Annotated in this window: 20 protein-coding genes; all 20 read right to left on the reverse strand. The window is 65.1% G+C overall.

Annotated elements, in window-relative coordinates; all coding sequences use genetic code 11:
- Positions 1–389: 389 nt before the first annotated feature.
- The 20 genes from murA to thrB all read right to left on the reverse strand — a co-directional run bounded on the left by murA (position 390) and on the right by thrB (position 19,647).
- Positions 390–1,649 carry a UDP-N-acetylglucosamine 1-carboxyvinyltransferase gene (murA, locus tag ACWEO2_RS42530; protein WP_452410575.1) on the reverse strand — a complete coding sequence of 420 codons (1,260 nt, stop codon included), beginning with the start codon at positions 1,647–1,649 and terminating at the stop codon, positions 390–392.
- Between the two features lie 245 nt (positions 1,650–1,894).
- Positions 1,895–2,476: a cob(I)yrinic acid a,c-diamide adenosyltransferase gene (locus tag ACWEO2_RS42535; protein ID WP_452410576.1), complete on the reverse strand. Its 582-nt coding sequence runs from the start codon at positions 2,474–2,476 to the stop codon at positions 1,895–1,897.
- 54 nt (positions 2,477–2,530) lie between these two features.
- On the reverse strand, positions 2,531–2,953 hold the full coding sequence (locus ACWEO2_RS42540; RefSeq protein ID WP_040687141.1) for a DUF2550 domain-containing protein: 423 nt from the start codon (positions 2,951–2,953) through the stop codon (positions 2,531–2,533).
- Between the two features lie 267 nt (positions 2,954–3,220).
- The gene (locus ACWEO2_RS42545) at positions 3,221–3,598 is read right to left on the reverse strand and encodes a F0F1 ATP synthase subunit epsilon (RefSeq protein WP_354961195.1); all 378 of its coding nucleotides are present in this window, start codon (positions 3,596–3,598) and stop codon (positions 3,221–3,223) included.
- Positions 3,599–3,604: 6 nt separating this feature from the next.
- Positions 3,605–5,047 carry a F0F1 ATP synthase subunit beta gene (gene atpD / locus ACWEO2_RS42550; protein WP_452410577.1) on the reverse strand — a complete coding sequence of 481 codons (1,443 nt, stop codon included), beginning with the start codon at positions 5,045–5,047 and terminating at the stop codon, positions 3,605–3,607.
- A gap of 21 nt (positions 5,048–5,068) precedes the next feature.
- A complete protein-coding gene (locus ACWEO2_RS42555; protein ID WP_452410578.1) occupies positions 5,069–6,040 on the reverse strand; it encodes a F0F1 ATP synthase subunit gamma in 972 nt (323 codons plus the stop codon).
- A gap of 60 nt (positions 6,041–6,100) precedes the next feature.
- Positions 6,101–7,741 (reverse strand): F0F1 ATP synthase subunit alpha, encoded by a 1,641-nt coding sequence (gene atpA, locus ACWEO2_RS42560; RefSeq protein WP_354961197.1) that lies wholly within the window; start codon positions 7,739–7,741, stop codon positions 6,101–6,103.
- Positions 7,742–7,789: 48 nt separating this feature from the next.
- The gene (locus ACWEO2_RS42565; RefSeq protein ID WP_354961198.1) at positions 7,790–8,599 is read right to left on the reverse strand and encodes a F0F1 ATP synthase subunit delta; all 810 of its coding nucleotides are present in this window, start codon (positions 8,597–8,599) and stop codon (positions 7,790–7,792) included.
- 19 nt (positions 8,600–8,618) lie between these two features.
- Positions 8,619–9,179, reverse strand: coding sequence for a F0F1 ATP synthase subunit B (locus ACWEO2_RS42570; RefSeq protein ID WP_452410579.1), 561 nt, complete (start codon positions 9,177–9,179; stop codon positions 8,619–8,621).
- A gap of 7 nt (positions 9,180–9,186) precedes the next feature.
- The gene (locus ACWEO2_RS42575; RefSeq protein ID WP_040687112.1) at positions 9,187–9,435 is read right to left on the reverse strand and encodes an ATP synthase F0 subunit C; all 249 of its coding nucleotides are present in this window, start codon (positions 9,433–9,435) and stop codon (positions 9,187–9,189) included.
- A gap of 71 nt (positions 9,436–9,506) precedes the next feature.
- A complete protein-coding gene (gene atpB, locus ACWEO2_RS42580; protein WP_452410580.1) occupies positions 9,507–10,355 on the reverse strand; it encodes a F0F1 ATP synthase subunit A in 849 nt (282 codons plus the stop codon).
- A gap of 250 nt (positions 10,356–10,605) precedes the next feature.
- Positions 10,606–11,082 carry a hypothetical protein gene (locus ACWEO2_RS42585; protein WP_452410581.1) on the reverse strand — a complete coding sequence of 159 codons (477 nt, stop codon included), beginning with the start codon at positions 11,080–11,082 and terminating at the stop codon, positions 10,606–10,608.
- A complete protein-coding gene (locus ACWEO2_RS42590) occupies positions 11,082–12,224 on the reverse strand; it encodes a glycosyltransferase family 4 protein (RefSeq protein ID WP_354961202.1) in 1,143 nt (380 codons plus the stop codon). Before ACWEO2_RS42590 ends, ACWEO2_RS42585 begins: the two co-directional genes overlap by 1 nt.
- A 40-nt stretch (positions 12,225–12,264) precedes the next feature.
- Positions 12,265–12,930 (reverse strand): L-threonylcarbamoyladenylate synthase, encoded by a 666-nt coding sequence (locus tag ACWEO2_RS42595; RefSeq protein ID WP_354961203.1) that lies wholly within the window; start codon positions 12,928–12,930, stop codon positions 12,265–12,267.
- 182 nt (positions 12,931–13,112) lie between these two features.
- Positions 13,113–13,991, reverse strand: a complete 879-nt coding sequence (gene prmC, locus ACWEO2_RS42600) for a peptide chain release factor N(5)-glutamine methyltransferase (RefSeq protein WP_452410582.1) — start codon at positions 13,989–13,991, stop codon at positions 13,113–13,115.
- Between the two features lie 96 nt (positions 13,992–14,087).
- A complete protein-coding gene (prfA, locus tag ACWEO2_RS42605) occupies positions 14,088–15,188 on the reverse strand; it encodes a peptide chain release factor 1 (protein ID WP_452410583.1) in 1,101 nt (366 codons plus the stop codon).
- Positions 15,189–15,241: 53 nt separating this feature from the next.
- Positions 15,242–15,478 (reverse strand): 50S ribosomal protein L31, encoded by a 237-nt coding sequence (gene rpmE / locus ACWEO2_RS42610; protein ID WP_354953468.1) that lies wholly within the window; start codon positions 15,476–15,478, stop codon positions 15,242–15,244.
- 428 nt (positions 15,479–15,906) lie between these two features.
- Positions 15,907–16,029 (reverse strand): hypothetical protein, encoded by a 123-nt coding sequence (locus ACWEO2_RS42615; RefSeq protein WP_354953470.1) that lies wholly within the window; start codon positions 16,027–16,029, stop codon positions 15,907–15,909.
- A gap of 223 nt (positions 16,030–16,252) precedes the next feature.
- A complete protein-coding gene (gene rho / locus ACWEO2_RS42620; protein ID WP_452410584.1) occupies positions 16,253–18,346 on the reverse strand; it encodes a transcription termination factor Rho in 2,094 nt (697 codons plus the stop codon).
- 344 nt (positions 18,347–18,690) lie between these two features.
- Positions 18,691–19,647: a homoserine kinase gene (gene thrB, locus ACWEO2_RS42625; RefSeq protein ID WP_355186536.1), complete on the reverse strand. Its 957-nt coding sequence runs from the start codon at positions 19,645–19,647 to the stop codon at positions 18,691–18,693.
- Between the last annotated feature and the right edge of the window lie 4 nt (positions 19,648–19,651).

Below are 19,651 nucleotides of genomic sequence, written 5' to 3' on the forward strand. Positions count from 1 at the left end.
CACCACACGGGGGTATGAGGAGCCGGAACCAAAAAATATTTGGCACTGACATTCATCGACACACTATTGAGTTCTCAAAGAACACACGCACACACCATCTCGCGGGTTTAACCCCGGTCGATCGGTGAGGCAACTTATCCAGCTTAGCTCAGGCGGGAACCCGAATCAAAATCGGGGTCTCGTTCGAGCTAGTGTGATCGTCAGGCGCTCTACGTCCTACCTCGTTTCCCTGGTCCTTTGCTCAGCCTTTCGGCTCAGCGCGTCGGCCCCGGGTCGGTGTCCGTGTCGCTCTGACTCGAATAAAGTTACGTGTCGGCGTGCACGATGTCAAATCGCCTGGTCAGGAATGGTTTTCGACGAAACGAAATCGTCTCCTGCCGTTCACATGATCAATCCGCGGCGCCGACCCGCTCCACCTGACCACCCAATGCCTGGAGCTGCTCAACGAATTTCGGGTAGCCGCGGTCGATGTGGAAGACGTCGTGCACTTCGGTGGTGCCATCGGCAACCAGACCGGCGAGTACCAATCCCGCACCGGCGCGAATATCCGACGACCACACCGGCGCACTCGACAGCCGCGGAATTCCGCGCACCACCGCGTGATGTCCATCGGTCCGGGCATCCGCGCCCAGCCGGATCATCTCCTCCACGAAACGGAAGCGGGCCTCGAAGATGTTCTCGGTGATCATCGAGGTGCCATCGGCAATCGCCGCCAGGCCAATGGCCATCGGCTGCAGATCGGTCGGGAATCCGGGAAAGGGCAGCGTCGAGAAATTGACCGCGCGCGGCCGATCGGCCTGAATCACCCGGAAACCGTCCGGTTCGAATGAAATGCGCGCACCGGCCGAACGCAGCTTGTCCAAGACGAGGGACAGGTGCTTGGGATTCACCCCGGTAACGCGGACATCGCCCATGGTCATCGCCGCAGCGATCCCCCACGTCGCCGCCACGATCCGATCACCGATCACCCGGTGCGTCGTTGGTGCGAGACGCTCGACGCCCTGAATGGTGAGCACCGATGTACCGGCCCCACTGATCCGCGCCCCCATCCGCACGAGCATGTTGCAGAGGTCGACGATATCGGGTTCGCGGGCGGCGTTATCGATGACCGTTTCGCCCTCGGCCAGCACGGCCGCCATGAGGATGTTCTCGGTAGCACCCACCGAAGGGAAGTCCAGCCTGATCCGCGCGCCCTGCAGTTCCTCCGCGCGCGCGACGACACAACCGTGCTCGATTTCGCTGGTCGCGCCGAGCAGCCGCAGGCCGGCCTGATGCATATCCAACGGGCGCGAACCGATCGCGTCGCCGCCCGGCAGTGCGACGACGGCCCGCTTGCAGCGGGCCATCAGCGGACCGAGTACGCAGACGGACGCGCGGAACTGCGTTACGGCCGGAAAATCCGCGTGGTACTTCGGCTCCGCAGGCGTGTTGATCGTGACCACCGAACCGTCGATAGCGACATCGCAGCCGAGACCGCGCAACACATCACCCATCAACGGCACATCGAGGATGTCCGGGCAGTTCGTAATGGTGGTCGTGCCCTCGGCCAGCAAGGCAGCCGCCATCAACTTGAGGACGCTGTTCTTCGCACCCCCGACCGCGACCTCACCGACGAGTCGATTCCCGCCAGTAACCAAAAACCGTTCCATGCCGCCTCTCCGCGTATTCGGCGCACTATTGGTGCAAAGGATAGTTGCGTTGCGGGCCGCTGGTAGCGGTGCCGGGGTTATCTCCAGGTAGCTGGTCGGACTTCCCGAGTGTCCAGCAACTTTTTGCGAGCGTGTTGGGCGCCGGACGGTCGGTCGCGGGCTGTGTCCCGGGTCTCCCCAAGAAGTTACCCACGTCTACACCAGACAGTCGTGCGGGATTCGGATGGTGAAATCGCGTCGGTCGTTCAGTCCGATGTCTGCTCCCCACCAGGCTTCCACAGCACATCGCCACCCGGGTTGGCGACTCGGCTCAGGATGAACAGCAAGTCGGAGAGACGGTTCAGGTACTTCGCCGGAAGGATATTCGTATCGTCCGGATGCGCCTCGATCGCGGCCCAGGCAGAACGCTCTGCGCGGCGCGCAACCGTCCGGGCGGTGTGCAGGAGGGCGGCCAAAGGTGTGCCGCCGGGCAGAATGAACGAATTCAGTACTGGCAGTTCGGCATTGAACTCATCACACCAAGCTTCGAGGCGGTCGATATAGGGCTGGGTGACGCGCAGCGGCGGGTACTTCGGCTCGGCGACCACCGGGGTCGACAGATCCGCACCCGCGTCGAACAGATCGTTCTGCACCTGCCGCAGTACCTTCAGCAACTCCGGCGCGGGTGCACCGAGCGCGATGGCCACGCCAATGGCGGCATTGGTCTCGTCACAGTCCGCATAGGCGATCAGCCGCGGATCCGTCTTGGCCACCCGGGAAAAGTCGCTGAGACCCGTCGTTCCATCGTCGCCGGTCCGCGTGTAGATCCGCGTCAGGTGCACACTCACATGGCCCACCCTATCGCTGCGAGCACACCCGTATTTTCAGCTAGCGGATTTCGTCTAGAGGCCGGGCAGACGGCGGGTGCGATCCGACGGCCGGGATTCGACCCAGGACAGGAAGGCTGCCAATGAGCCACGGTCCAGGGCCAGTTCGTAATTGCCGTCATTATCCGAAACCGCGGTGACCGCGATCTCGTCGGTCATGATGTCGTATTCGTCACCGCGCGGGCCCCGCCGATCACCGATCTCGATGCCCTGGCGTCGAATGGTGGAGTCGGGACCCAACTTGAGGCTGGAGAGTTTGTAAAAGACGAGCCGATCCTCGTCGTATCGGATCAGGCCGTGCCGCCAGCCTTGACCGCCGCGCGCGGGCAGCACCCGCAGGATCGCCGCAGTACCGCCGCGGCGCAACATGATCAGCCGATAGGTCGAAGCGAGCGCCAAGAGAACGAGCGTGAGCACCAGAATGATCAGGAGAACCATCCCGGTCTGCAATGCTGTTCGTCCCTTCGCTCCGCCGCCGTGCCGACGACACAATGTCCGATTGGCGGTGTTCGCGGGCCCTCCCCGCGGTTACGCAAGCTACCGCTTCCGAGCCCGAGCGCACACCGCCGTTTGGTCATTCAACCACGGCCCCGAGTTTACAAATGGCCGGGCCTTGTCTTTGAAGAATCGGACCCGGAAACGCCACTGTCGGCGGCGAAGACAACTTCACCGCCGACAGTGGCGAATGCAATCCCGATGCGGTGCTTACGCGTTCGCGTTCGCCTCGACCGCGCGCACCTGACCCTCGGCCGCCAACTTCGCTTCCACGGTCGCGTCGGCGTCGGCCAGCACCCGACGGGCCGCCTCGACGTCGATCTCGTCGGCGAACTCCGCGGATTCGGCCAACACCCGGACCGAGGTCGCGGTCACCGAGAAGAACCCGCCGTGCACCGCCGCGGTGATCCGCTCACCCTCGGTGGGCACGATGCTCACGATGCCGCCCTCGATCAGCTGGCCGAGCAGTGGCTCATGGCCTGCCAAGATGCCGATCTGGCCCTCGGTGGTCTGCGCGCTGACGAACGTCGCCTGGCCGGACCAGAGCAAACGCTCGACGGCGACGAGATCAACTGACATCTCCGACATGGGTGACTACTTTCCGGCGATCTTCTTCGCGGCCGCCTCGACGTCGTCGAGACCACCGCAGGAGTTGAACGCCTGCTCCGGGAAGTGGTCGAACTCACCCTTGCAGACGCGGTCGAACGCCTCGATCGTGTCCGTCAGCGGCACCACGGAACCCGGCTGGCCGGTGAACTTCTCGGCCACGATGAAGTTCTGGCCGAGGAACTTCTCCAGACGACGGGCCCGGCCGACGAGGACCTTGTCCTCTTCGGAGAGCTCGTCCATGCCGAGGATGGCGATGATGTCCTGCAGTTCCTTGTACTTCTGCAGGATCCGCTTCACCTCGTTGGCGACCCGGAAGTGCTCCGCACCGACGATCGAGGCCTCCAAGATGCGGGAGGTCGAGGTCAGCGGGTCGACGGCCGGGTAGATGCCCTTCTGCGAGATCGGGCGGGAAAGCTCGGTCGTCGCATCGAGGTGGGCGAAGGTGGTCGCCGGGGCCGGGTCGGTGTAGTCGTCGGCGGGCACGTAGATGGCCTGCAGCGAGGTGATGGACCGACCACGGGTCGAGGTGATGCGCTCCTGCAGCTCACCCATCTCGTCGGCCAGCGTCGGCTGGTAACCGACGGCCGAGGGCATGCGGCCGAGCAGGGTCGACACCTCGGAACCGGCCTGGGTGAACCGGAAGATGTTGTCGATGAACAGCAGCACATCCTGGTGCTGCACGTCGCGGAAGTACTCGGCCATGGTCAGGGCCGAGAGGGCGACGCGCATACGGGTGCCCGGCGGCTCGTCCATCTGGCCGAAGACGAGGGCGGTGTCCTGGAGGACGCCCATCTCTTCCATTTCCAGGTGCAGGTCGGTGCCCTCACGGGTGCGCTCACCGACGCCCGCGAACACCGACGTACCGGAGAACTCACGCGCGATACGGGTGATCATCTCCTGGATCAGCACGGTCTTGCCGACACCGGCACCGCCGAACAGTCCGATCTTGCCGCCCTTCACGTACGGGGTCAGCAGGTCGATGACCTTGATGCCCGTCTCCAGGATCTCGGTCTTACCCTCGAGCTGGTCGAATGACGGGGGCTTGCGGTGGATGCCCCACTGCTCGCCGTCGCGGCCGAGGCCGGGGGTGTCGAGGCAGTCGCCGAGGGCGTTGAACACGTGGCCCTTGGTGATGTCGCCGACCGGCACCGAAATCGGCTTGCCGGTGTCGGTGACGGTGGCGCCACGGACCAGACCGTCGGTGGGCTGCATCGAGATGGTGCGCACGATGTTGTCACCGAGGTGCTGGGCGACCTCGAGGGTCAGGATCTTGGCCACCGAGGTCAGGGTGATCTCGGCGTGCAGAGCGTTGAACAGCTCAGGGATCGAACCCCGCGGGAACTCGACGTCCACGACGGGGCCGATGACGCGGACGACGCGACCTGTTTTCGCGCCCGTCCGGCTCTCTTGAGTGACAGCTGCGGTCATTAGTTGGTTCTCTTCCTGCGCTTAGTCGCGGTCGGAGCTCGAAGCCAGCGCGTTCACGCCGCCGACGATTTCGCTGATTTCCTGCGTGATCTGGGCCTGCCGCACCGAATTCGCCTGCCGGGTAAGCACATTGGCCAGTTCGTTGGCGTTGTCGGTGGCTGCCTTCATTGCGGTGCGCCGAGCCGCGGACTCGGATGCCGCTGCCTCGAGCAACGATGAGTAGATGCGGGTGTTGATGTACTTGGGCAGCAGTGCCGCCAGCAACACATCGGCATCGGGCTCGAACTCGTACTGCGCGGTGAGTTCCGCGGTCGGCGAGTCGGTGAAGCTGTCCTCACCCATATCGTAGTCTTCGTCGACGAAGCTGACCTGGATCGGCGCCAGCCGGCGCACCTCCGGGCTCTGGGTCAGCATCGAGACGAAACGGGTGTACACGATGTGCAGTTCGTCGACACCCTCGATATTGCCGGTCCCGTTCGGGGCGGGCACCTCACCCTCGGAGCCCGCCATGAAAGCGTCCACGAGGTGATGGCACGCGGCCGAGGCATCGTTGTACTTCGGCTGCTGGGAGAACCCGGTCCACGCATTGACCACCGGACGACTCCGGAAGGTGTAGTACGTGAGGCCCTTATTGCCCATCACGTACAGCACCGGCTCCTTGCCCTCGCCACGCAGGGTGACCATGAGCTCCTCGGCGCGCTTGAGCACGTTGGAGTTGTAGCCACCGCACATACCGCTGTCACTGGTGATCACCACCACGGCGGCCCGGCGCGGGTTGGCCCGCTCCGTCAGCAGCGGGTGCGACAGACTCGTCGACGCACTCGCCAACTCGCTGAGCACCTTGGTGATCTCCTCGGCGTACGGCTTCGCGGCCGCAACCCTGGCCTGGGCCTTGGAGATTCGCGAGGTCGCGATCAGCTCCTGGGCCTTGGTGATCTTCTTGATCGAACTCACACCACGAATGCGGGAGCGCAATTCACGCAAGCTTGCCATCAGCGGTTCACACTCCCTTCAGTTCATTCGTGAGAATCGAATAGCGCATTGCTCGCTCGATTACTTCTCGACGTGCTTGCGGGTCACCGACAGCGATTCGACCTCTTCGTGGTCGAGTTCACCGGCGGCGGCCTCGTTCACGACGCGCGAACCGTCGGAAGCGAGGAAGCTCTGCTTGAACTTGTCGGTCGCCTCCTTGATCGCGTCGGCGGCGTCACCCTCGAGGCGCTTGCTACCACCCTCCAGGGCGTCGAACGCGCTCTGCGCGGTGCGGTGCAGGTCCTCCAGCAGTTCCGCGTTGAAGCGGCGGATGTCGGCGACCGGAACCGAGTCGAAGTAGCCGCCATCGACCAGGAAGATCGAGACGATCTGATCCTCGACCGCGACCGGCGTGTACTGGTCCTGCTTGAGCAGCTCGACCCAGCGCGCGCCACGCTCGAGCTGCGCCAGCGACGCGGCATCGAGGTCGGAAGCGAAGGCGGAGAACGCCTCCAGCTCGCGGTACTGCGCCATTTCCAGACGCAGCGAACCGGCGACGGTCTTCATGGCCTTGGTCTGGGCGGCGCCACCGACACGGGAAACCGAGGTACCGACGTTGATCGCCGGGCGGACACCCTTGTTGAACAGGTCGGACTCGAGGAAGACCTGGCCGTCGGTGATGGAGATGACGTTGGTCGGGATGAACGCCGAGATGTCGTTGGCCTTGGTCTCGATGATCGGCAGACCCGTCATCGAACCGGCGCCCATCTCGTCGGACAGCTTCGCGCAACGCTCCAGCAGACGCGAGTGCAGGTAGAAGACGTCACCCGGGTACGCCTCGCGGCCCGGCGGACGACGCAGCAGCAGCGAGATGGCGCGGTACGCCTCGGCCTGCTTGGTCAGGTCGTCGAACACGATGAGGACGTGCTTGCCCTGGTACATCCAGTGCTGGCCGAGGGCCGAACCGGTGTAGGGCGCAAGCCATTTGAAGCCAGCGGAGTCCGAGGCCGGTGCCGCGACGATGGTGGTGTACTCCATCGCGCCGTGCGCCTCGAGCGCGGACTTCACGCCGGCGATGGTGGAGCCCTTCTGGCCGATGGCGACGTAGATGCAGCGCATCTGCTTCTTCGGGTCGCCCGACTCCCAGTTGGCCTTCTGGTTCAGGATGGCGTCGATGCAGACCGCGGTCTTGCCGGTCTTGCGGTCGCCGATGATCAGCTGACGCTGACCACGACCGATGGCGGTCAGGGCGTCGATGGCGGTGATGCCGGTGGCCATCGGCTCCTCGACCGGCTGACGCTGCAGCACGGTTGCGGCCTGCAGCTCGAGCACGCGCTGCTCTTCGGCCTCGATTTCGCCGAGGCCGTCGATCGGCTGGCCGAGCGGGTTGACCACGCGGCCGAGGAACTTGTCACCGACGGGGACCGAGAGCACGTCGCCGGTGCGGCGAACCTGCTGGCCCTCTTCGATTTCCGCGAACTCACCGAGGATGACCGCACCGATCTCACGGTCCTCGAGGTTCAGCGCGACGCCGAGCACACCACCCGGGAACTCGAGCAATTCATTGGCCATCGCCGAGGGCAGGCCACTGACGTGCGCGATGCCGTCGCTGCAGTCGGTGACAACACCGACTTCTTCGATGGAGGTTTCCGGGGTGTAGCTCTGGGTGTAGCTCTCGATCGCGCTACGGATCTCATCGGTGGAGATCGTCAGCTCCGCCATAGTCTTCCTGCTCTCGCTGTCTGGTCTGAATGTCGGGGGTGGTGGGTGTCAGGCCAGAGCCCGACGCAGCCGTTCCAGTCGGCCGGTGGCGCTGCCGTCGATCAGGTCGTCGCCGACGGTCACAACGACGCCGGTCAGCAGACTCGAATCGACCTGCACGTGCACCGTGACCGGCTTGCCGTAGATGCGCTGCAACGATGCCGCGAGATGGTCCCGCTGCTGGTCGGTCAGCGCGACCGCGGCGCGCACATGCGCGACGATCTGGTCGCGCCGAGCGGCGGCGAGATCGGACAACTCGTCGAACGCTTCGCCGATGCTCGTCCTGGACCGAGTGACCACCTGGTCCGCAAGGGTCTGGGTGATGGACTCGGCCTTACCTGTGAGCAGCCGCTCGATCAGCGCGCGCTTGGCCTCCGTGGGCTTCACGCGATCCGAAAGTGCCTGCTCCAGATCGGGGTTGTCGCCGATGATCCGGGCCAGCCGGAACAACTCGTCCTCGACCGCCCCGAGCCGTCCGCTGTCGGCGGCCGACTCCAACAGCGCCTCCTGGCCGAGCAACACCAGGGTGTCGACCAAATCGGCGGTGCGCGACCAGTTCTGGGCCACCGCGGTGGTCAGCACCGCCAGGGTGGCGGGGCTGACCTTGCCGCTGAAGACCCGTTCGCTGAGTTCGGCGCGCACCGAGCCGGGAACCGACACGTCCGCGAGCGCAACACGCAGCGAACGCTGGTCATCCAGCACGGCGACAACGGCGAACAGTTCCGACCCCGTTGTGGCCGCAACACTGTCGCTCCCGGTCAGAGCGGCCCGAAGTGCCTCCCGCGCCCGAGAGCTGGCCTCGCGGCTCGCTGCGTACATGCTTCTCACTTTCGCGTCGCTACCTTCCGACCCCGATGCTGGCATTCGACTGATCGAGTTCGGCGAGGAACCGATCGATCGATGCCGCCTGCTTAGCTTCGTCCGAAACCGACTGTCCGATAATCTTTTCGGCCAAATCGACGGCAGTTTTGCCAACTTCGGCGCGCAGCTCGGTCAGGATCTGCTGGCGCTGAGCTTCCAGCTGGCTGTGACCGGCGGCGACGATGCGGTCGCTTTCGGCCTGTGCTTCCGCGCGCATCTGCGCGAGGATCTGCTGGCCCTGGGTGCGTGCGTCCTCGCGAATGCGCGCGGCCTCGAGCCGGGCGTCGGCCAACTGCTGCTGGTATTGCTGCAGCGTCAGCTGGGCTTCCTCCTGCGCGGCCTCGGCCCGCTGGATGCCACCCTCGATCTTGTCCGTACGTTCATCCAACACCTTGATAAGGCGCGGGATGACGTACTTGTAAAAGATGACGCCGATGATCGCGATGCAGACCACCGACCACACGATGTCGTAGGTCTCGGGGATGAGGGGATTGATGTCGTCCCCTGTCTCCGCGGCGAGCGTAGAAAGCGTGTTCATGGCTATCTCAGAAGATGAAGCCGGCGACGAGGCCGATCAGCGCCAGGGCCTCGGTGAAGGCGATACCGAGGAACATGTTGGTGCGGATGGTGCCCTGCAGCTCGGGCTGACGAGCGATGCCCTCGATGGCCTTACCGACCACGATGCCCACACCGATGCCGGGGCCGATAGCGGCCAGACCGTAGCCGATGGCGCCGAAGCCCTTGAACTTCTCGGAGGTGGTTGCCGCTTCCTGGGCCAGGTACGCGAGGCTCATGAGTCTACTTTCCCTTTCTGTTGCTCACCCGCCGGTCGGCGTGGTGTAGCAGGTATTCGGTAGTTGTTCGGTCAGTGCGAATCAGCGTGTTGCGCGAGTCCGATGTAAACGGCCGTCAGCAGGGCGAAAACGTAGGCCTGCAGGAAGATGACCAGCATTTCGAACAGCGTGAACCCGAGTCCGGCGAGCAGCGAGAAGGGTGAGAACACCTTCATCCAGGCCGCCGCGTCGAAGAGGAAGAACCAGGTGGCGCTGAAGAACAGCACCAGCATGATGTGACCGGCCAGCATGTTGGCCATGAGTCGGACGGTCAGCGTGAACGGACGCAGGATGAACGTCGAGACGAACTCGATCGGAATCAGCAACACGTGCAGAGCGGGCGGAACATTCGGAACCACGATGCTGCTGCGCATATAGGTGACGAACCCGTACTTCTTGATACCCACGAAGTTGAACGCGAGGTATGCGATGAGGGCCAGCACCAGCGGCATGCCGATTCGGGCGTTCGACGAGATGTTCAGCCCCGGGATAATGCCGGAGAAGTTGAGAAAGAGAACCGCGAAGAAGATCGTCGCGATCAATGGGAGGTACTTGCGACCGGTTTCCTTACCGAGCACCTCTTCGGCAATCTGATCCTTGACGAACACCAGACCGGTTTCGGCGATGTTCTGCAGGCCGCGCGGGACGATGCGAGGATTGCGGAATGCCAGCACCATGACGAGCACCAGCACTGCGGTCATCAGCAGCCGGATCAGCATCAAACGGTCGAGTTCGAACGGCGTACCCTCGAACAGCACTGCTGGAGGGAAGAAGTCGGACAGCGATGGCGCGTGGAACTCGCCCGCCAAAGTGGTGACGCTCAGCGTTCTCTCCCGTGTTCGGGCCGCGGGTACGGTCATTCCCGCGGTTCGATCGGACATTGACGATCAATTGGGTCGACTCAGGTCGGCTCGAAATTCGTCAGCTGCTGTGCGGCAACCCGCATGGGCGTCTGTACGTAGTGTCGGCGACATCGTCGACATGCAGAACCGGAACCCATCGGAGCCCGGCACGGCAGTAAGCATAGCTGCCACCTGGCGGGATCTTGGTGATCCCCCCCTTGCTTGGTCGCTTGCTTACCAACACTTTACCAAGTTATCTACGACAGCGTGTAGGTGGGTGGAATTATTGCTACGCAGAAGGTGAATCGGACCTATCGGTCGGTACGTTTACGTACGGAACCTTCTGTCGCAGAACGCCATACGTCTCCGCGCCGAGCACGACGAGCAAGGACCCGACCACCGTCAGGAACAATGCCATCCGGTCGTAAAAGTCGAAGCGCTGGAGCACCGCGATCACGATCATCGCGACCAGCAGCTTGCCCACCCAGCTCACCAACATGACCAGGCCTGCGGTGCTCGGCGGCAGCTTCGCGCCGAAAAGCACCACGGCCGCGGTGGTGAGAATGAACCCGCCGCCGATGGCGGCGCCGAGCAGCGCGCCCCAGAGTCCGGACAAACCGGCCACTGCCGAGGCGATGGCCACCGACAGCACCACCAGAACGGCCAATCCGATCACGCCGTAGCGCAGCGCCGCCTTCAGGGGAGCGTCGGGACCAGGGATCGGATTAGTGAGACTCACGACCCGAACTTTACCTGGACCTTGCATTACGAATCCGCGGGCTCCTTGCGACGCAGGCCCGGTATCGCGGTCACCACCAGCGCGAAGACCAGCCCGCCCGCCATCATCAGCACGACAATCCGTCGATCATGGATCAGCGAAGTGCCGACGGCACCGAACGCCAGTACGCCGACCCATAAATAGATCACCAGCACAACGCGGCGGTGCGAATGCCCGATCTGCAGCAGCCGGTGATGCAAGTGCATTTTGTCCGGTGTCGAGAAACTCACACCGGCGCGGACCCGGCGCACGATCGCCAGCAGCAGATCCAGTACCGGAATGAACATCACCGCACCGACCAGCAGCAGCGGCGAAAGCAGACCGACAATGTCGCGAGGTCCGTAGCCCGCCAAGTTGATTCGGCCCGAGGCGCCGGTCGATACCGCCGCCAGCATGAGCCCGATCAACATCGAACCGGAATCGCCCATGAATATCCGTGCGGGCGAAAAGTTGTGTGGCAGAAATCCCAGACAAGCGCCCGCCAGCGCGGCGGCGAGCAGGGCTGGCGGATAGGTGTCGACCGAACCGCCCTGGTTGTAGAGCAGGCCGACGGTGAATACGAAGACCGCGCCCGCGCAGATCAGGCCGAGTCCGGCGGCCAGGCCGTCGAGTCCGTCGACGAAATTCATGGCATTGACGATGGTCACGGTGATGCCGACGGTGACCAGACCGCCCTGGAGTGCGTCCAACACCACGGTGGTGTCGTTGAACGGGTTGTAGATGACGTACCAGCTCAGGCCCATGACCGCCATCACACCGGCGGCGGTGACCTGACCCGCGAATTTGGTCAGCGCATCCAGGCCCCACCGGTCGTCGACGATGCCGACGACCACGATGATCGTGGCCGCGACCAGCACCGCCGGAATATCCGGCGCGTAATCGAAACCCCTTCGCAGCGCAGGCAATTGGTGCGCGAAGAGGACAGCCCCGACCACCCCTACATACATGCCGACCCCGCCCATCCGCGGAATCGGCTTGACGTGCACATCGCGTTCACGCGGTACCGCCACGGCACCGAATGCGATGGCCAGCACCCGAATTCCGCCGGTCGCGAGAAAGGTCACCGTCGCCGAGATGAGAATCACGAGCAGCAGCTCGCGCAACGGAACTACAGCACCCGAACCGATCATCCGATTATCTGATCCGCCATACGATCACCGCGTCCCGAGGTCACCGGGTCGCGACGCTGGTCAGCGCCTCCGGGGACATCCCGAGCACATCGGCGATATCGCCGACCGATACCGCGCCCTCGCGCAGGATCCGTGGCTGATCCGCCGTGAGGTCGACGATGGTGGAGGCGACCGCGTGTTCGGCCGGGCCGCCGTCGAGGTAGACCCCGACCAGATCACCGAGTTGATCACGCGCCTCGGCGGCGGTCTTGGCGGGCGGCTGCCCGGAGATGTTGGCACTCGAGACCGCGAGCGGGCCGACCTCGCGCAGCAGTTCCAGCGCGACCGGATGCAGCGGCATCCGCAGCATGACCGTGCCGCGCGTATCACCGAGGTCCCAAGCGAGCGAGGGTGCTTGCTGCACAACAAGACTCAGCCCACCGGGCCAGAACGCCCGGATCAGTTCGCGAGCCTGCGGGCGCACCGAGAACACCAGGCCGTCGATCGTGTGCCAGGAACCGACCAGCACCGGTACCGGCATATCCCGACCGCGCCGCTTCGCGGCGAGCAGTTCGCTCACCGCGGTCGAATCGAATGCGTCGGCGGCTAGGCCGTACAGCGTGTCGGTAGGCAGCACGACCAGACGTCCGGATTTCAGGGCGCTGGTGGCCGCGGTCAGTCCGGCGGCGCGCGAGTCGGCATCCGCGCAGTCGTAGACGGTACTCACGGCCCCCATCCTGTCACGCTCCCCCGCCTCCCCGAATACTCAGGCCATACAAGTGCGTGCCTCGAGATCTGCGTTCAGGTCCTGCGTCAAGTGTGACCTGGCTTTTGGGCGTTCCCGACGAGTTACCCATGTACTCACGAAATCAGTTGTCATCGTCTTCTTCGGGCTTCGCCCTCGGAAGTTCAGCTGCGGGTCGCGGCCACGAAACGGGGCTTATCCGCAAGGTCGAGGTGCTCGACGATATCGGTGAAATCACCCTGTTCGGCCAGGAGAGTGGCGAGATCGGAGCCGTTGGTGTCATCGTGTTCGATGGCGCAGGAGCCGCCGGAACGCAGCAGGCGGGTGATGCTGGGCAGCATCCGCCGGATGACGTCCAGTCCGTCCGGACCGCCGAAGAGGGCCAGCCGCGGGTCGTGATCGGCGACCTCGGGATCGAGTTCGGCGTCTTCGGGGATATAGGGCGGATTGGCGACGATGAGATCGACCCTGCCATTGAACTCGGTGAGCAGATTCGGGTCGGTGACATCGTCGGCGTAGAGGGTGATCGGCGTATCGCCCTCGGCAATGCGCACGTCGGCATTGCGACGTGCCCACTGCAGGGCCGCGGGATCGATCTCGATCGCGTGCACGTCCGCATCCGGGCGGGCCTGGGCGATGGCCAGCGCCAGCGCGCCGGATCCGGTGCACAGGTCGAAGACGACCGGTGCGTGATCGTGTGGCAGCGCCTCCAATTGCGCCAGTGCCCAGGCGAACAGCAACTCCGTCTCCGGGCGCGGGACGAAGACGCCGGGACCGACCGCCAGGTCGACCTCGCCCATCGATGCGGTACCGGTCAAGTGCTGCAATGGAATTCGCTCCGCGCGCCGGGCGACCAGTGCGCGGTACTGCTCGATCACCTCGGGGGTGACCAGGGGTGTCAGTGCCAACCGGGTCCGTTGCACGCCGAGCAGATGGGCAGCCAGCTGTTCGGCATCGGCCTGCGGACTGTGCACGCCCGCGGCGCGCAAGGTCTCGACGGCTTGGTTGATGGCTGGGCGCAATGCCACGCGAGTTCCGGACATGATGTCGACACTCCCCGTTCTTGGCGTACCCGGTGAGCTACCCGTGTTGTCACCGAGTCGGTTGATTTCTCCGGAACATCGGGCCGGTGCCGTCGACTATTCGGCCGCCATGCGCGCTTCGCGATCCGCCTTCCCCAGCGCATCCAGGAGCGCGTCCATATCGCCGTCCAGCACGGCGTCGAGATTGTGCGCCTTGAAACCGATGCGATGATCGGCGATCCGGTTCTCCGGGAAGTTGTAGGTGCGGATGCGTTCGGAGCGGTCCACCGTGCGGATCTGGCTGGCCCGGCCCGCCGCAGCCTCCTGATCGGCCTGCTCCTCGGCCAATGCCTGCAGCCGGGCCGCGAGCACCTGCATGGCGCGGGCCTTGTTCTGCAGCTGGGAGCGCTCGTTCTGGCAGGTCACGACGATGCCCGAGGGCAGGTGGGTGATGCGGACCGCGGAGTCGGTGGTGTTGACGCCCTGGCCGCCCTTACCGGAGGAACGGTAGACGTCGATGCGCAGATCGGATTCGTCGATCTGCACCTCCTCCACCTCGTCGGGCTCGGGGTAGATGAGTACGCCCGCGGCCGAGGTGTGGATGCGGCCCTGCGATTCGGTGACCGGAACGCGCTGGACGCGATGCACACCGCCCTCGAATTTCAGGCGCGACCAGACGCCGTCCCTGGTGGCGTCGCGGCTTTTGATCGAGAGCGTCGCATCCTTGTAGCCGCCCAGGTCGGAGACGGTGACACCGAGGATTTCGACCTTCCAGCCGTGCCGCTCGGCATAGCGCACGTACATGCGGGCCAGGTCCGAGGCGAAGAGCGCGGATTCCTCGCCACCCTCGCCGGATTTGACCTCGAGCACCACATCGTCGCCGTCGTGCGGATCGCGCGGGGCGAGTAAGTCGGCCAGCTGCTGCTCCAACTCGACGACCTGGCCCTGTAGATCGGGGACCTCGGCCGCGAAGGCGGCATCGTCGGCCGCGAGCTCCTGTGCGGCGGCGAGATCATCGCGCGCAGCGGTGAGTTTGTTGTAGGTGGCCATGATCGGGGCCAGCTCGGCGAAGCGTTTGCCGACCCGGCGTGCGGCGCCCGGATCGTTGTGCAGCGCCGGATCAGCCAGCTGCAGCTCCAGGCCCGCGTGCTCGGCCAGAATGTCATCGATCGCGGACGGTTGCGTCACGGTGCTTCCTCTCTTACCAGTACCGGCCATATAAAAGCGCCGACGCCCGGCCTGCTGAGCAGGACCGGGCGTCGGCGAGGAAGCTACTTGCTGTCTGCGTCGGCCTTCTTGCCTGCACGCTTGCCGTAGCGAGCCTCGAAGCGGGCCACGCGACCACCGGTGTCGAGGATCTTCTGCTTGCCGGTGTAGAAGGGGTGGCACTGCGAGCAAACTTCGACGGTGATGTGTCCCGACTCCTTGGTGCTGCGAGTCTGGAAGGTGTTGCCGCAACCACAGACGACCGTGGTCTCGACATACGCCGGATGAATTCCTGCCTTCATGGGTGTCCTCTCGATATTGGTCGCCGGGTCGCCCGTGCAGATCGCGCGGACGTGAACCGGAACCGACTAGGCGGGAGGTCTGCTCACCAGAGCAGACGCAACAGCCGTTCAGTATGCCAGAACAGCGGTTACGCTCCCAAAACGCCCCCGGCCCCCGGATTTGTTCCCGCCCAGGTAGTCCCCCGGTTCTCATTGCCGGTTGAACTATTGGCATGCGGTGATCGTGTTCTTACAGAACCCTTAATTCGGGTAGTGCGCTACTCGTGGATACGAACACCACTGTTCATAGAGTTGAAGGCCTGATGCACATCGGCGTGCCGAGACAGAAAGGAGAACCCTGTGAACAGCCGCGTTGCGCTGGCGGTCTTCGTTTCGTTGATTTTCACTGCCGCGGTCGGCTGGTTTACCGCTCCGGATCGCCAGGATACCTACGCGTACGCGAAACCCACTGCCGCACAGTTCGATCCGGCCAGCACCGCCGCGAGCACCGGTAGCCCGGCCGCCACGACGGCGATCATCCTGGCCTTCATGATCGCCGGCGCGGCAGGCATCGGCCTCGCCTTCTTCAGCCCCGGAACGCCGAAAGGGCGCTCCCCCGCCTCCCCGCGCCTTTTGCCGGACGTCGCGGGTGTGGAGACCCTCGTTGCGGACCGGCGGCAGCCAGCGAACTCCAGTTCTGGGCGTACCCGACGAGTTACCCATGTGCGCACGAAATCAGCTGTGGCGTATGCGCAAAAAGTACGGGGACTCCGCTCGAGCGGAGTCCCCGTTCATTCACTCGTCCAGCGCACCCGGCGCGGTCTTGCTGACCTGCATCAGGAACTCGAGGTTGTTCTTGGACTTCTTCAGGCGGTCGATCAGCAGATCGATCGCCTGGTGCGAGTCCAGGCCGGACAGTACGCGGCGCAGCTTGTGCAGCACCGCGGCCTCGTCGGGGCTCAGCAGTAGCTCGTCCTTACGAGTACCGGACGGGTTGACGTCCACGGCCGGGAAGACGCGCCGTTCCGCGATCTTGCGGTCCAGCTTGAGCTCGGCGTTACCGGTGCCCTTGAACTCCTCGAAGATCACCGTGTCACCGGTGGAACCGGTCTCGACCATGGCGGTCGCGATGATGGTGAGCGAGCCGCCGTTCTCGATATTGCGCGCCGCGCCGAGGAACCGCTTGGGCGGGTACAGCGCGGTCGAGTCGACACCACCGGAGAGGATGCGGCCCGAGGCGGGCGAGGAGTTGTTGTACGCACGGCCCAATCGGGTGATCGAGTCGAGCAGCACCACCACGTCTTTGCCCATTTCCACCAGGCGCTTGGCGCGCTCGATGGCGAGTTCGGCGACCGAGGTGTGATCTGACGGCGGCCGGTCGAAGGTGGAGGCGATGACCTCACCCTTCACCGAACGCTGCATATCGGTGACCTCTTCCGGACGCTCGTCGACCAGCACGACCATGAGGTAGACCTCGGGGTTGTTGATGGCGATGGCGTTGGCGATGTCCTGCATGATCGTCGTCTTACCGGCCTTGGGCGGGGAGACGATCAGGGCGCGCTGGCCCTTGCCGATCGGCATGATCAGGTCGATGACGCGGGTGGTCAGCTTGTTCGGCTGGGTCTCCAGCCGCAGCCGCTGGTTCGGGTACAGCGGGGTGAGTTTGGAGAATTCGGGGCGCCGCTTGGCCGCCTCGACCTCACCACCGTTGACCGTGTCCAGCCGCACCAGCGGATCGAACTTCTGCCGCTGGTTGCTCTGCTCACCGTCGCGCGGAGCGCGCACCGCACCGGTGATCGCGTCACCGCGGCGCAGGCCGTTCTTGCGGACCAGGTTCATCGAGACGTAGACGTCGTTCGGTCCGGCCAGATAACCCGAGGTGCGCACGAAGGCGTAGTTGTCCAGCACGTCGAGGATGCCGGCGACCGGCTGCAGCACGTCATCCTCGCGGATCTCGAGCTCGCGGGCCTCACCGCCACCGGCGCCGCCCTCGCGGTCGCGACCACGACGACGTTCCCGGAAGCGACGTCCCCGCCGTCCGCGACCGCCCTCGTCCTCGTCACCGCCACGGTTGGCGTCGCTGCGGCCACCGCCCTCGCCGCCACGGCCGCCATTGGCACTGCCGTTCTGACTGCGTTCGCCCTGGCCGCGCTCGCCGCCCTGGCCGCGCTCGCCGCCCTGGCCCCGCTCGCCGCCCTGGCCCCGCTCGCCGCCCTGGCCCCGCTCGCGACGGCGTTCGCCCTGCTCCTGGTCCGATTTGGGCTCGTCACCACGGGCCTCGCCCACAGCGGCCTCGCCACCGGCGCGCGCCTGGTCACGACCGCGGCGCTGCCTGCCGCGACCGCGCTGACCGGCCTCGCGACCGGAATCCTCGGTGGTCTCCGACGGCGCGGCCTCGGCCTGCGCCTGCTCGGCCTTCGGCTCGGCCGACTTGTCAGCGGACTTCGGCGCTGCGGCTTCGGCGACGGTCTCCTGCGCGGGGGCGGCCTTGGCCGGGGCCGTTTTCGCCGGGGCCGGAGCCTCCTTCACCGGGGCGGAGGCAGCGGGCGCCACATCGAGGGTGCCCTGCTCGGCCTTTACCGGCGCCGCCTTGGCGGCATCCGCATCGGACTTCACCTCGCCACGCGCGGACTTCTCCGGCTTCGCCGACTTTCCGGCCTGATTCTCCTTGATGGCGGCGATCAAATCGCCTTTGCGCATTCCAGAGGTGCCTCGGATACCGAGCTCCCCCGCGAGCGCGCGCAACTGCGGCAACAACATTCCAGTCAGCCCCGATCGTGCGACGTCGGTTTGTTCGCTCATCTTCGAAATCTGTCCGGAGTCACTTTCGCGGTCCCCCGTTGGGTTGGAATCCACCCCGGGTGTCGCGAGCAGGTCCGTATCTGTCACGGAAATCCTTTCCTTCCCTCGACTGCCGTGTGCCGTTTCGAGGGTTTCGTCCCGCAGTCCGGGCGTTGTGCCGGACTCGGATGCGAGGGCCGAACGCAAAGTTCGGACCGGCGCTTTTGCCGTATCACCTGCCCCGCCGGACCGGCGGCTTCGCCACCAGTTCCTGAAAGGTGGAAGAGATCATTCCAGTTGCGCAGCTACGCAGCACCCCCATGGCCTGGAGGCTCGAGCCTGGAGCCTGCTGGAGCGATTGCCCTGATGAAGCACCGGCGTCTGATGCGCACGATGTACGGACGTGCTCAGGATAGCTGGCAACCTGGAATCTCGGCAAGGCAGACTCGCCGTCAGTCGACCCGGACGCCTTCCGCGAGTCCCGGCTCGACCACACGCAGGCCGTCGATGGCGGCGAGTTCACGGAGTTCGGCGGGGAATTCGCTGGTACCCAAGGCCAGTACGGTGGGTCCGGCGCCGGATACCGTGGCCGCGATACCGGCCGCCCGCAGGCGAGCGATCCACGTCGTGGTCAGCGGCAGCGCGGGCGCACGCTGGGTCTGGTGCAGACGATCTGCCGTCGCGGGCAGTAGCAAGTCGGGACGCTGCGTCAGGGCGATGACCGCGAGTGCGGCACGACTGACGTTGAACGCGGCATCGCCGTGCGGCACGACCTCGGGCAACAGTCCGCGGGTATGCGCGGTCGATGAGCGCTCTTCCGGAATCAGCACCACCGGACGCAGCGCCGGATGCGGATCCAGGCGCACCGCGCGGTAGACGCGGCCGTGATCGGATGCCGCGACACCGTCATTGGCGGCGTCCGCGGCGGTTTCGGTCCAGGACACCACGATTCCGCCGAGCACGCTGGCCGCGGCGTTATCCGGATGGCCCTCGAATTCCGAGGCCAGCTGCACCAATTGGTCACTGCCGATGGCCAGTGCGGGATCCAGTTTCGCGGCCAGACCACACCCCGCGGCGAGCCCGCCGACCACCGCCGATGCCGACGAACCGAGACCGCGCGAATGCGGAATCACGTTGCGGCACACCACATCGAGACCATCGGCCCAGACGCCCGCCGCCTCCAGGCCGCGCTCGATCGCACGCACCACGAGATGCGAAGGGCCCCATGGCACATCGTCGGCGCCCTCACCCTCCACTCGGATGGTGAGGCCGGAATCGGTAGTGCGCACCTCGATCTCGTCGCAGATGCCCAAAGCCATACCGAGCGAATCGAATCCGGGGCCGAGGTTGGCACTGGACGCGGGCACCCGCGCGGTCACGGACAGACCGGCGGGCAGCGTCCTGGTCATGACT

This window comes from Nocardia sp. NPDC004278, assembly GCF_053602975.1.

Bases quoted from the DNA above. Each gene is read 5' to 3' on its own strand.
- prmC (WP_452410582.1), bottom strand. From the start codon at position 13,991: ATGTCCGGAACTCGCGTGGCATTGCGCCCAGCCATCAACCAAGCCGTC.
- ACWEO2_RS42540 (WP_040687141.1), bottom strand. From the start codon at position 2,953: ATGGTTCTCCTGATCATTCTGGTGCTCACGCTCGTTCTCTTGGCGCTC.
- ACWEO2_RS42555 (WP_452410578.1), bottom strand. From the start codon at position 6,040: ATGGCAAGCTTGCGTGAATTGCGCTCCCGCATTCGTGGTGTGAGTTCG.
- ACWEO2_RS42615 (WP_354953470.1), bottom strand. From the start codon at position 16,029: ATGCCTGCCGCGCCGGCGATCATGAAGGCCAGGATGATCGCCGTCGTG.
- thrB (WP_355186536.1), bottom strand. From the start codon at position 19,647: ATGACCAGGACGCTGCCCGCCGGTCTGTCCGTGACCGCGCGGGTGCCC.
- ACWEO2_RS42545 (WP_354961195.1), bottom strand. From the start codon at position 3,598: ATGTCGGAGATGTCAGTTGATCTCGTCGCCGTCGAGCGTTTGCTCTGG.
- ACWEO2_RS42585 (WP_452410581.1), bottom strand. From the start codon at position 11,082: ATGCAAGGTCCAGGTAAAGTTCGGGTCGTGAGTCTCACTAATCCGATC.
- murA (WP_452410575.1), bottom strand. From the start codon at position 1,649: ATGGAACGGTTTTTGGTTACTGGCGGGAATCGACTCGTCGGTGAGGTC.
- atpD (WP_452410577.1), bottom strand. From the start codon at position 5,047: ATGACCGCAGCTGTCACTCAAGAGAGCCGGACGGGCGCGAAAACAGGT.
- ACWEO2_RS42575 (WP_040687112.1), bottom strand. From the start codon at position 9,435: ATGAGCCTCGCGTACCTGGCCCAGGAAGCGGCAACCACCTCCGAGAAG.
- rpmE (WP_354953468.1), bottom strand. From the start codon at position 15,478: ATGAAGGCAGGAATTCATCCGGCGTATGTCGAGACCACGGTCGTCTGT.
- ACWEO2_RS42590 (WP_354961202.1), bottom strand. From the start codon at position 12,224: ATGATCGGTTCGGGTGCTGTAGTTCCGTTGCGCGAGCTGCTGCTCGTG.
- atpB (WP_452410580.1), bottom strand. From the start codon at position 10,355: ATGTCCGATCGAACCGCGGGAATGACCGTACCCGCGGCCCGAACACGG.
- ACWEO2_RS42570 (WP_452410579.1), bottom strand. From the start codon at position 9,179: ATGAACACGCTTTCTACGCTCGCCGCGGAGACAGGGGACGACATCAAT.
- atpA (WP_354961197.1), bottom strand. From the start codon at position 7,741: ATGGCGGAGCTGACGATCTCCACCGATGAGATCCGTAGCGCGATCGAG.
- ACWEO2_RS42565 (WP_354961198.1), bottom strand. From the start codon at position 8,599: ATGTACGCAGCGAGCCGCGAGGCCAGCTCTCGGGCGCGGGAGGCACTT.
- prfA (WP_452410583.1), bottom strand. From the start codon at position 15,188: ATGGCCGGTACTGGTAAGAGAGGAAGCACCGTGACGCAACCGTCCGCG.